The sequence below is a fragment of the Ilyomonas limi genome (genome assembly GCF_005233845.1).
Classification (GTDB): domain Bacteria; phylum Bacteroidota; class Bacteroidia; order Chitinophagales; family Chitinophagaceae; genus Ilyomonas; species Ilyomonas limi.
In genome coordinates this window covers 158,572-170,257 of record NZ_SZQL01000004.1, presented here as the reverse complement: position 1 = coordinate 170,257, position 11,686 = coordinate 158,572, and the positions used below count along the sequence as shown (strand labels likewise).

General features: G+C 41.2%; 9 protein-coding genes and 1 pseudogene. 4 read left to right on the top strand and 6 right to left on the bottom strand.

The genetic code is table 11. From position 1 onward, the window contains the following. Positions 1-94: 94 nt before the first annotated feature. Positions 95-784: a DUF1345 domain-containing protein gene (locus FC093_RS07115; protein WP_137261060.1), complete on the top strand. Its 690-nt coding sequence runs from the start codon at positions 95-97 to the stop codon at positions 782-784. Between the two features lie 110 nt (positions 785-894). Here the strand turns inward: FC093_RS07115 and FC093_RS07110 are convergent, their stop codons facing one another. Continuing rightward, positions 895-1,773: an EamA family transporter gene (locus tag FC093_RS07110; protein WP_137261059.1), complete on the bottom strand. Its 879-nt coding sequence runs from the start codon at positions 1,771-1,773 to the stop codon at positions 895-897. A gap of 401 nt (positions 1,774-2,174) precedes the next feature. Here FC093_RS07110 and FC093_RS07105 point away from each other — a divergent pair, with 401 nt between their 5' ends. Beyond that, complete coding sequence (locus FC093_RS07105; protein WP_137261058.1) at positions 2,175-3,044, top strand: DMT family transporter; 870 nt, start codon at positions 2,175-2,177, stop codon at positions 3,042-3,044. A 336-nt stretch (positions 3,045-3,380) separates the two neighbouring features. Here FC093_RS07105 and arr read toward each other — a convergent pair. Continuing rightward, positions 3,381-3,758, bottom strand: a pseudogene (gene arr, locus FC093_RS24580) (NAD(+)--rifampin ADP-ribosyltransferase); the annotation flags it as partial. A 515-nt stretch (positions 3,759-4,273) separates the two neighbouring features. After that, positions 4,274-4,711 carry an acyl-CoA thioesterase gene (locus FC093_RS07095; RefSeq protein ID WP_137261056.1) on the bottom strand — a complete coding sequence of 146 codons (438 nt, stop codon included), beginning with the start codon at positions 4,709-4,711 and terminating at the stop codon, positions 4,274-4,276. Between the two features lie 103 nt (positions 4,712-4,814). On the opposite strand from FC093_RS07095, the gene FC093_RS07090 reads away from it, so the two are divergent. Both FC093_RS07090 and FC093_RS07080 read left to right on the top strand, forming a co-directional pair. Continuing rightward, the gene (locus FC093_RS07090; protein WP_137261055.1) at positions 4,815-6,842 is read left to right on the top strand and encodes a M13 family metallopeptidase; all 2,028 of its coding nucleotides are present in this window, start codon (positions 4,815-4,817) and stop codon (positions 6,840-6,842) included. A 320-nt stretch (positions 6,843-7,162) separates the two neighbouring features. Then, entirely contained in the window at positions 7,163-8,671 is a 1,509-nt protein-coding gene (locus FC093_RS07080; protein WP_170971016.1) for a BatD family protein, read from the top strand. A 98-nt stretch (positions 8,672-8,769) separates the two neighbouring features. On the opposite strand, the gene FC093_RS07075 is transcribed toward FC093_RS07080, so the two are convergent. From FC093_RS07075 to FC093_RS07065, 3 genes are read right to left on the bottom strand one after another with little or no spacing between them, the layout of a single operon-like run. Next, positions 8,770-9,483, bottom strand: coding sequence for a response regulator transcription factor (locus FC093_RS07075; protein ID WP_137261052.1), 714 nt, complete (start codon positions 9,481-9,483; stop codon positions 8,770-8,772). 45 nt (positions 9,484-9,528) lie between these two features. Next, positions 9,529-10,497, bottom strand: coding sequence for a sensor histidine kinase (locus FC093_RS07070; protein WP_137261051.1), 969 nt, complete (start codon positions 10,495-10,497; stop codon positions 9,529-9,531). 52 nt (positions 10,498-10,549) lie between these two features. Beyond that, the gene (locus tag FC093_RS07065; RefSeq protein ID WP_137261050.1) at positions 10,550-11,638 is read right to left on the bottom strand and encodes a DUF3810 domain-containing protein; all 1,089 of its coding nucleotides are present in this window, start codon (positions 11,636-11,638) and stop codon (positions 10,550-10,552) included. Positions 11,639-11,686: the final 48 nt, after the last annotated feature.

Genomic DNA, 11,686 nt, shown 5'->3' with positions numbered 1-11,686 from the left:
TGGGGATTTACCCTTATAAAAGAAGCACGTACGATTCAGACTTACATTCCTTATATTGGATTTACTTTCGATAGCCTTAAAATGAAAATACTGCATGCGTTCGGATGATCAACATAAAAAACCAGGAAACATCTTTTTACAAATGCATCCGCTACAGCGTATTGCATGGAGCATAGCGTCTGCTGCTGTAGTTTTCCTGTTTGTTCCTCAGCAAAAACCAGCTTTGCTGAATGTGCTGACGGCATGGCTGGTATTTGGTTGTATGTACCTGCTGCTCAACTGGATTGTTTTGTGTACGCGCCCCATACCACAAATAAGGAAATTCGCCCAGCAGGACGATGGCAGCAGAACGTTTGTGGTTATTATGATTGTACTCTTTTCTTTCTCAAGCCTTATCATTGTATTGCTGCTAATGACTTCCAAGGCATTTCATGAATCTGGCAATACCCCTTTTGTACTGATTTGCCTGGCGGGTATTTTAATGTCGTGGTTTTTGGTGCACACTACTTATACCTTTCACTATGCCCACCTATTTTACGACAACGCACCGGACGACAATACTAAAGATGCAAAAGGACTGGAATTTCCAGGCGATGCAGCGCCGGACTATATTGATTTTGCATATTTCGCCTTTGTAATTGGCTGCTGTTTTCAGGTATCGGATGTGGAAGTCAGTTCACGCCTTATCCGCCGCTCGGTACTTTTTCATCAGCTACTTTCTTTTGGGTTGAATACGTTTGTGGTAGCGTTGACAATCAATTTGATTGCGGGATTAATGAAGTGAGCGCTTCGGCAATGGCGGAACAGGAAAGATGATTTATACTACAAGCACGAATCTCCGTTGAAAGCCTCCACTGCAATAATACTGCACTTTTTACACCTATTTCAATCCTTCTATACTAATATAATTACCACAGAGCCGGCTATCATAATTGCAGCGCCAATGAGCTTTTTGCGAATATCCGCTTCTTTAAAAATCCGGTGCCCAAGCAACACACTTACAATAATAGACAACTGAAAAAGTGCTAATGCATACCCAACAGGCATGTGGTCGAAAGCATAATTGGTGGTAAACTGCATGGTGCCAATACAAACGATAAGCAAGGCATATTTGGAAAGACTGGCGTATTGTATTTTTTGCATTTCCCTTTTTACATTCAGCCGGTACACGAGCAGGAGCAAAAAGGAAAAGAAAGCGCCAAACAAGCACCAGCTTATAAAAGCGGTAGTGGTGGAAGAAGCCAGGATCACTTTCTTTACAAATACCGCTTCTATGGCCGTCAATATCATTGCCCAAATGCGGAATTGTATTTCCTTTTTCTTCAATAAAGCCCACGAAAACCGTTCTTCGGTGGTATCCAACACGAAATAACTGCCATAAATGATTAATAAAATGCCGAGTATGCCCCAGATAGTAGGAATTTCTTCCAGCAGGAAAATGCCTACGATGATTCCAACAATTGATTTGTAAGCATTGATTGGACCCAATACCGACAATGCACCTTTCTGCAATGCCTTTACCAAAAAGCCGTTGCCCGATGCACCGGCTATACCGCCCAAAATAGAATACCACCAAAATTGTTTAGGCAACTCTTTCCAGGGCACGTTGATGGCAATAAAGATGCAAATAACGGATAGTAAAAAATAAGTTAGAAAATTGACGATTAACGGATGGTTACCTTTTGCAGTTAGTTGCTTTTGAAAAACATTGCCGAGCGGGTTGGAAAGAATTCTTAACAAAACGGCTAATGCAGTAAGGAGCGTTGTTATCAATTATCGGACAGGTTTTAAAATGGTAAAAGTAAGTAAGACTTAAAAGAATGCCTCTTTGAAATGCTGTGTTCGTTTCCTTTTAGAACATTTTTATATAAGCGCAGGATCCCCGTTGAAGGTTTCGCGGCAATGCAGCAAACCACAGCTAGCAGCCTCTTTCAGGATTATTCCGCATAATGCCAGCCTTATGTGTGGTGGTATTTTTTATTATGTTTGCTGCCAGTAATAAGAAATATGAACAGAAAGAGTTGTCTCCCGCCGCCAAGATTTTGACATTTCCTCAAAATTTCAAAGAAGTATAGCTCCGTACTCTCATTGGCACTCTTGCTATGCATCAAAGTTTCAATTACATATTAACATCAAAAGTCTTGTCCTTATAAGAGCGGACAGATAGTTCTTTAATGAAAAAATCATATTATTTATTACACTTTGCTGTAATACTCGCAGGATTTACAGGTATCTTCGGAAAACTCATTTCTCTAAATGCAGGTTTGTTAGTTTGGTACAGGCTGTTCTTTTCTTCCATCATGCTGTTTTTGATTGTAAAACTGCTCAGCATAACCAATAAAATTACCGCTAAAGAAAAGATTGATATTGCTAAAATCGGGATGCTCATCGCCATACACTGGGTATTCTTTTATGCAAGCATCAAATATGCAAACATTTCTATTGGTGTGGTTTGTTATTGTTTGGTGAGTTTCTTTACTGCCGTTTTTAAGCCTTTAATTGATAATACCAGGTTTAAAGTTTCTGAATTAATGTTGAGTGCGTTGACACTCTTGGGTATTAGTTTGATTTTTCATTTCGACATTTCTTATCGGTTAGGCATTACAGTGGGCATTATTTCATCGGCTTTTGCCTCACTTTACACCATTTACAATGAACGATTGGTGAGAAACTACGACAGCAAAATCATCAATTATTATCAGATGATTGGCGGAACAATTGGTTTAGGTATCCTGCTACCTGTTTATCTCTATTTCTTTCCTATAGAAAGTCTTATCCCCAATTTGCAAGATATTGCCTATTTGATTTTGATGTCACTTTTTTGTACGGTTGGCTTATATGTTTCGTTTGCCGAAGTATTAAAAAAAATACCTGCTTTTACTGTTAATCTCACTTTCAATCTCGAGACTATTTATGCTATTATTATGGCGTTTTTGTTTTTTGGTGAAAGTAAAGAAGTAAATGCTTCGTTCTATGCAGGATTGTTTTTTGTAATGGTTTCCGTCCTTTTACAAACGCTCATTTCGGTTAGGAAAGAAAGATAAATTATGGAGGTCTTTTCGATTTTTTCCTGTTGGATAATGCTGCTTTATTTTAAAGTCTAGGTCTGATTATGCAGGGTATCAGATTAAAATAGCAGCCAATGCTACCAAGTTTGGCAAAGGCAGGGAAACGGCATTATGCTCGCCCGAAACTGCTGCTCAATTTAAAGTTTTAAGTTTATTGTTTGTTCTTTTTTCAAATGTTGTTCGTCGTGCCCCATTTGCAAAAACCTCATATTAGCGGTCCGTTGTTCTATGTCTTGCGTTACTGTCTGCATTTTATTTCTGATCATAATGACGTTACTTCCAATAGCTGGGTTGGGTATTGGAATCTCTAAATTAATTGATAATATCTCCTTTGTTATTCGCCAACTTTTCGCGCCATTTTTGAAGTTGCTCTGGTGTTTGTCTCACCCAATCTGTTACTTCACCAACGATTTTCAATGGTGCTTTGCTGCGATATGAGCGTGTTGGATTGCCCGGAAACTTTTTGTCTGTAACGTTTGGATCATTTTCAAAACTTCCCGTCGGCTCAACAATATAAACACGCTCAGGTCCATCGCCTTTAGCCAATGCTGCGGCAAGTCCGGCTCCATTAACCAGGGCTGTGAAATAAATGTGATTCATTGTGATTTTTGAATTGTAATTAGACAGGGAACCTGCTGTAAGCAAATCGCCAACCTGCAAATCCGCTTTCGTTCCATGATAAAAGGGACCATCGTCAAACGGATTGTCCGTGAACGAATTTGCTAATTCATGATTCTTTTTTGCGTTGTCAAGGTCGCTTAAGTCCTCATAGCATTTAGCGATTTTTGAATATAGAGAAGGAAAAGCGCCTTTAACAGTAATGTTGTTTATTTTTAATGCAAACTGCAAAGATGTTTCGAGCCATTTTAATTTATCGCGAACATTCTTCTGATGCCGAGCAACATAATACGCAGCAGTAAACTTTTCAAAATCGTTTGTCGCTTCGTTCCAGGCTTGAAGAAATATTCTGCTTGCTTCTTCGCGGTTACCTTTTCCTTCCATGTCCATGCCTTGAACACAGAGGTTAATTACATTATTGTTTGGGTCAAATTCCATTTACTAACTATTTAAAAGTAAATTTAGCTGATTGTCCTTAACCACCGAAGTGTTTCCTAATGACCACCAGCTCCCAAATATACTCAACCCCATTTTATCTTCTTCAGCTAATCAGCCGTATTTTCGAACTGCCTAATCCAATAATGCTATCATACCTCCTCAAACCCCTCGCCTCTCGGAAACTGCTTCATTACTTCCGTTATAATGGCCGGCACAGGGTGTGCCAGTTTGCGGAGTCTCGTATCTATCCATGCCCCTTCCACCGTAAGCAATGCACAACGTTGCCCGTACTCATTGGTAAACAAATGCTGTATAGTAAAGCGCGAACCATCGGCACGCATCTTTGCCATACAGGTAGAGATGGTTATTTTATCCGTTAAATGAATTTCTTTTTTAAACACACATTCTTCTCTAAACAACACCGGGCCAACATGCAGGTCCCGCATAGTAGCCAGCGTTAAGCCGTGCTGCGCCAGTATATCCACACGATGCTGCGCACCAAAATCGTAGTATGCACTGTGCCGCAGGTGAAAATTGGCATCAATATCTGCCCACCGGATGGAAATAACAGTACTGAAAGCTTGCATTCGTTTTTTTAGCAAAGAAAAAACATAACCACTGCCGCGCATGTAATATTTTTAGCCACTTTGTTTCCCTTTATTATATTGTAGTTTTTTATTGCATAGCATTATGAAAAATTGTTTTTTATTTCTCTCGTTTTGCCTCCTGTTCGTAGCCTGCAGGCAGGATGCAAAACCGGTATCTAAAGATGTATTGGTTGCCGACCTGGATAAATCAGTTAGTCCTGCCAACGACTTTTTTAACTATGCCAATGGCGGCTGGATAAAAGCTAATCCCATACCCGACGAGCAATCAAGCTGGGGCATTGGCAATCTGGTGATAGAAGAAAACCTTAAGCGCCTGCGCACCATATGCGAAGAAGCAGCAAAAAGCAAGGCAACACCTGGCTCTATACAGCAAAAAATTGGTGACTTTTGGCTCGAAGCGATGGACAGCACTAAGATTGAAGGAAGAGGCCTGCGCCCCATAGCCTATTACCTGCAGCAGATTGCTTCGGTAAAAGATATTCCCACCTTAACGGCAGCTATGGCGCAGTTGGAAAAAATTGGGGTAAACACAGCGCCAGGTATGTATGTGGCACAAGACGATAAAAACAGCAACATGATGGCGCTGCAACTGGTGCAAAGCGGCTTGTTCCTCGACGACCGGGAATATTATTTTAACCAGGACACTACCTATCAAAATATAAGAGCTGCTTATCATCAGTTCATTCAACGCTTTTTGGAACTAAGCGGTAACGATAGTACAGAAGCCAACAAACTGGCAACAGACATCATTGCTTTAGAAACCAGCCTTGCGGAGTCGCACCGTAAACTGGAAGACACGCGCGACCCGTATAAAAATTATTATAAAATGAGTGTTGGCTCGCTGGATAAGCTAACGCCTTCCTTCCGGTTTGTACGTTATTTTCAGATGGTGGGTGTGCCTCCAACCGACTCGGTGATTGTGCATCAGCCGGAATATTACAAAGCATTGGAAACTGAGCTCAAAAACACGCCCATAGACGTTTGGAAAGCCTATCTCCGCTTTCGCCTGATAGATGAATACAGCCAGGCATTGCCGGAAGTGTACGGGCAGGCAGCCTTCGATTTCAGTAAGGTATTGTATGGCGCCAAAGTACGCAAGCCGCGCTGGAAACGCGTGATTGCTACCGAAAATAACCTGCTGGGCGAGCCTTTGGGACAATTGTATGTCAAGAAATTTTTTACCGAAAAAGCAAAACAGCGTTACAGCAGTATGGTAGAAGATATTCGCGCAGCGTTAAAAAGCCGCATCCAACATCTTACCTGGATGAGCGATTCTACCAAACAAAAAGCGCTGGTAAAATTGGCTGCCATGAAGAAGAAAGTTGGCTATCCCGAGAAGTGGAAAGACTTTAGTGCTATGCAAATAGGACGTGAAAGTTATGTGCAAAATCTGATGAATGCAAATGCGTGGTGGGTACAATACAACTTTAATAAACTGGGCAAGCCCGTTGACCGTGATGAGTGGGAGATGACACCACAAACGTATAATGCGTATTACAATCCCAGCAACAACGAAATTGTACTGCCCGCCGGTATGTTTACCGTGCCCGGTGCTACTGATGAACAAATAGATGATGCCGTGGCGTATGGCTATGCAGGTGCCAGTACTATTGGCCACGAAATAACGCACGGCTTTGACGATCAGGGCAGGCTCTATGATAAAGATGGTAATCTTACCGACTGGTGGACAAAAGAAGATGCTCAACGTTTTGAAGCGCAGGCAGATAAAATGGTTAATCAGTTTAACAGCTTCCAGGTGATCGACACCTTTAAAATTAATGGTAAAGCTACGCTGGGCGAAAACATTGCCGACCTTGGTGGTGTACTGTTGGGCTGGGATGCGTTTACCAAAACAAAACAGTACAAAGAAAATAAAATGATAGACAGTCTTACGCCGGCACAACGTTTCTTTTTAGGTTATGCTTTGGGCTGGATGCATCAATCGCGCCCCGAGGCATTGCGGGCACAGCTGATGAGCGATGTGCACTCACCCGCTATGTACCGTGTAAACGGACCAATGCAAAATGTAGATGCTTTTTACCAGGCTTTTCATTTGCAACCAGGCAACAAAATGTATGTGCCGGATAGTGCGCGCGTAAGGATTTGGTAGGCGCATTATTGTTATACTTTTTAAGTAGGGCAGCCGTGGTGCATGCCTTCGCGCACCACGGCTGCCCTACTCGCTGCTCCGGTGCGTGGAGACACGCACAGAGGCGAAGCGGCGCTTGCATTATGCTATACACAAAAATTCTTCCTGCATATTCCACTGCCGGCAACGGCGGGATTTTTGTACTATAAAAATGTTCATTCTAAAAATAGTATTCAATATTTTATAAAACAATATTCTTAGATTATAACAAATTCTATTACGCATTTTCTGCTAACTTGCCTATGATGCAATGCCTGAAAAAAAGTTTGTTGTTGTGCATAATGCTTTGTGCAGTATTGTATAATCGTGCGCAATTGCCCTCCTTGATTGGCGATGATACAGACCAGGATGATTACCTGCAAAACACAATACTTAAACCCGGCGAAGACCCGCAGGATAAAATACGCAGTCAGATTTTCATTAAAACCACCATCAGCAAGAAAGCCTGCTTTGTAGGTGAGCCGGTACTGGTGGTGTATCAATTGTACACCGCATTGTATTGCCAGCCCAAAGTAGTAAAACAGCCTTCGTTTAATGGCTGTAGCGTGGTAGAAATGACTACCGACGAGCCGGAATACCTGGATAAAGAAAACGGCAAAATGTATCGTGTGCTGCTGATAAGAAAAGTGCAGCTTACACCACTGCAGGAAGGTGAACTACTCATTCCGCCAGCAGTGATCAATAACGAAGTTGGCTTTACTTCTACCGAAAACCCGTACCGGATGCAAAACTACAGCGCTGCCGTAAGCAGCCGGTCAGACAGCATTCATGTAAAGCCGTTGCCTGCAGATAAACCGGCCGATTATTCCGGTATTGCCGGCGACAAGTTTACTATTGCGGCCAAAGTAGATAGCACTACGGTACCAAAAGGTGAAAATGATTTACTGCAGATAACCATTGCCGGTGAAGGAAATATTGAGGCAATCGGATTGCCTGTTATCAGGTGGCCAAAAGGCATCGAGCATTTTGAAAGCAACGATAGCCAGCACGTCAATAAAATGAACTTTCCGGTGCGTGGCAACAAGACATTCGCTATTCCTTTTATCGGCACGCAACAAGGAGCCAAAATAATTCCGGAAGTTAAGTTTACTTTTTTCAATACCACTTCGCAGCAATTTGAAACCATCAGCACACAACCTATTACTATTAATGTGGTAAATGCATTGCCCGCAAAAAGGTTTGATGAACACATTATTACCAATGATGTAAGTAATAAAAAATACCTGTGGTTTGTGCCGGGTATTGCCTTGGTAGTTATCAGTGTATGGCTGATAAGTAATAAAAGAAAAGAGATAAGAGAGCAAGGAACAGGAGAACAAAGTACAACTAAGCAGGGAGGAACAAGGAGTCAGGTTGAAAGCGTACAAGAAACAAGAATACAAGGGGCAGGTGTACAGGATGCAAGTGTTCGGGACGCAAGTTTGCAGGATATAAGAAAGCAAGAGACAGACACACAGGCAACAGCCGGGCAAGATTCTGGGGTGCCGGAAAAGCCCGACTTTAAACTATTACTGCAAGTCTTGAGTGAAACAGAAGATAATTACCTGTTTTTTACCAATGCTAAAACCTTGCTTACGGCTGTATTGCAACACACATTGGCTGCTACCGAGCAAGAAGAAAAAAGTGTACTGCTGTTATTAGAAAATAAAGATGCTAAACTGGCTGAGGAGGCAAAGCATATCTATGCAGCCTGTAACCAATATTTATACTCACCGGTAATAGATGATAATGCACGGGCTTCTTTAATAGAACAGCTGGATACCGTTATTAGCCAGCTTGAAACAACTTAATTATGCCTTCAAATGCGCATCCAAAAAATTTCGTGTAATCCGCATTTGAACAATTCGTGCTAAGATCCGTGCTTTAATCTGTGTCATCCGGCTGCTATTCAATCGGTATATTTATACCCCATACCTCTTACCGAATGAAAATGCCTTGGATTGCGTGTATCCGACTCAAAATATTTGCGGAAGCTAAGAATAAAATTATCAATAGTACGCGTGGTGGGATATACGTTATAGCCCCACACCACCTGTAGTATTTTTTCGCGTGTTACTACTTCATTTTTATTTTCAATCAGGAGTTTTAAAAGCATACTTTCCTTTTTGCTTAAATCCACTTTTTTACCATCCCAGGTTGTAGCTTCCTGTGCTTTAAAATCTATTTTATTATTTTCAAATTCATACGTATCGCCCACTGTTTCCTTTGTTTGAAGCTTTTTATTTTTTTGAATAAGTTTTTCAACACGCAACAACAATTCTTCGAGGTTGAAAGGTTTGGTCATGTAATCATCGGCACCCTTTCTTAACCCCAATACTCTATCGGCACCTGTATTTTTGGCACTTAATATCAGCACCGGCACATCCAGTTGCTGTACACGTATATTTTCGGTAACGCTAATACCATCTATCTCTGGCAACATAATGTCCATAATGATTAAATCGAAATATTCATTTTGTATAGCCTTTAAAGCCTGGTTGCCGGTATATGCCGATGTAATGCTGTAGCCTTCCAACTCCAAATTTAGCTTTAAGGTGTCATGAAGGTTTTCTTCATCTTCTACCAATAAAATATTGGCTTTACTATTGTCGTTGTGTATCATTTGCGAAAGGAATAATTTAAAATAAAAATGATGATGCAGAAAGTTTTAAAACCGCACGGTAAATATACTCCCCTTTGGCACATTATCGGTAATGGTGATGGTGCCTTTAAAATCCTGCACTATTTTTTTAGATAAAAACAAGCCTAATCCGGTGCCTTTAGCGGTGCGCGTTTCTTCGCTACCCACACGATAAAATTTCTCAAATACTTTCTTCTTTTCTTCTGCAGCAATGCCAATACCTTCATCAGTCACCTGGATAATTACATGGCTATTTTCCTTCTTCAACAACAGTTTTACAGGGCTTTCCCTGGATGAATACTTTACTGCATTATCCAGCAAATTATTTAATAATAATTGCATCAGTGTATCTTCACCTTGCATGTACACCTCGGGCTGAATTGTCGCATCCATGCTTCTTTGTGGAAAACGATTTTGAAGATCGCGCACCGCTTCGGTTGCTATACGGCTGATATTGATTTGTTGCTTGTTCAGCCGGTAGGCACCGGTTTCTAATTGCGAGGCAACAAGGATATTATTCGTAAGCGTATTCAGGCGGTTTACTTCCTGCAGTGTATTAGCAATCAGCTTTTGCTGCTGTGCCTCTTCCAACCGCCGCTTTTGCAGGGTTTCTACATTCAGCCGTACCACGGCAATAGGCGTTTTCAACTCGTGCGTAATGGCCATCATAAAATTTTGCTGCTGGCGCGACAAAATAAACTGCCTTCGCGTGGCGCGATATACAAACACAGCACCTACCAATATCAACAACAAAAACACGCTGCCTTCACCAATGTACTGCGATGTTTTTGTGTTTTTTGCTGCTTCTATTTCGGCTACTGCACTTCTATAATCGGGCGAATCTTTGTGCAGTTGTGCCAGCTGGTATTCGTACATCTGCCGGTTTTGTTGGTTCAATTCCATATACCAGAATATCAACGCCACAACAATATATACCAGCAAAAACCAGTACACAATAGTGATGCGCACGAGCCGGTGTTTTTTTAATGAATTCATTACTGCAATGAAGCTAATGGATTTTGATGAATGAACACAAATAGCAATTCAACTACAATGTTCCATATTTCTTTTGATAAGCAATCAGCCATGCAACCACACGGTTATATGTTTCAATACCTTCGGGCTGATTATTGGCTTTTAAATAATTGCCATACAAAGTGGTAAACAACGGCTCCAAAGGATTTTTGTACCGGCGTAAAAAACGCCGGTATTCTGCAATATCCTTTCTTACCAGCGTATCCAACTGCCTGTAATTATCTCTTGCCGCAACACTATCGTACAGGAATAATGTATTATTGGCATAACTGAATAAACCGAAATACAATGAATATTGAAAACGCTGATCGCGTGAAAACTTTGCAGCAAGATAGCCGGTAAAGTTGGCTTCGTCTTCTGTACCATAACCAAGCTGGTGCGCTATTTCGTGGCATGTAATGTAAGGCAGCAAAAATGCAGGTACATTTTCAGTACACACCTGCGCTTCACCGCTAAAAGGATTATAATAGCCCGAAAATCCTAAATAATTGCCTAACGTACTATATAAAGAGGATTTAACGCTGCTGAACCGGTACTTCAAAAAAGGATATTGCTGCTGCGCGCTGCTATAAGCTGCTATGCTTTGCTTAAAAACAGTTTGATAAGACTCGTATTGTACCGTATCGCCTAAACTGCGGCGTATATTATTTACTTTCAAAAGCAGGGAATCAGTCAATGCAGAAAGGTCTTGTGTTGTTTCATTTTCGGGCTGCAATTGCAGTTGGGCAGCAATGCCTTTGCGATCATAATTAAGCCCCCAGGCAGCATAAAAAATAATGTAAATAATGAGTAACAGATTAAGGGTTTTAATTACACCTCTCATAAAGCTTTTCTTCGTAACCTGCCGCCTGAATAATGCAACAAGCTGGCGGATCACTTTTACAATAATCCAGATAATAGCAACGGCATATAGTATATCGCCAATGCTGAAGGGTATCCGGCCGGTAAGGATACGCAAGGCACTGCTGATAAAATTATACACGCCTGTTGAGTACAATTCTTCAACCAACGTATGGTTTAATGAAAATAATTTAATGGCAAGGGCTATAAGAAATAAGATAATTGTTTTAATCCAATAACGGCGCAGTGAGTGGTGGTGCATACAGGCGCAAACTTACTGTGGTAAGGCAATTGTTGATGAACAGATAAG

What these genes read in the sequence shown, in the direction of transcription:
- FC093_RS07115 (WP_137261060.1), top strand. Translation starts at nt 95, where the DNA reads ATGCGTTCGGATGATCAACATAAAAAACCAGGAAACATCTTTTTACAA.
- FC093_RS07105 (WP_137261058.1), top strand. Translation starts at nt 2,175, where the DNA reads ATGAAAAAATCATATTATTTATTACACTTTGCTGTAATACTCGCAGGA.
- FC093_RS07095 (WP_137261056.1), bottom strand. Translation starts at nt 4,711, where the DNA reads ATGCAAGCTTTCAGTACTGTTATTTCCATCCGGTGGGCAGATATTGAT.
- FC093_RS07090 (WP_137261055.1), top strand. Translation starts at nt 4,815, where the DNA reads ATGAAAAATTGTTTTTTATTTCTCTCGTTTTGCCTCCTGTTCGTAGCC.
- FC093_RS07080 (WP_170971016.1), top strand. Translation starts at nt 7,163, where the DNA reads ATGCTTTGTGCAGTATTGTATAATCGTGCGCAATTGCCCTCCTTGATT.
- FC093_RS07075 (WP_137261052.1), bottom strand. Translation starts at nt 9,483, where the DNA reads ATGATACACAACGACAATAGTAAAGCCAATATTTTATTGGTAGAAGAT.
- FC093_RS07070 (WP_137261051.1), bottom strand. Translation starts at nt 10,497, where the DNA reads ATGAATTCATTAAAAAAACACCGGCTCGTGCGCATCACTATTGTGTAC.
- FC093_RS07065 (WP_137261050.1), bottom strand. Translation starts at nt 11,638, where the DNA reads ATGCACCACCACTCACTGCGCCGTTATTGGATTAAAACAATTATCTTA.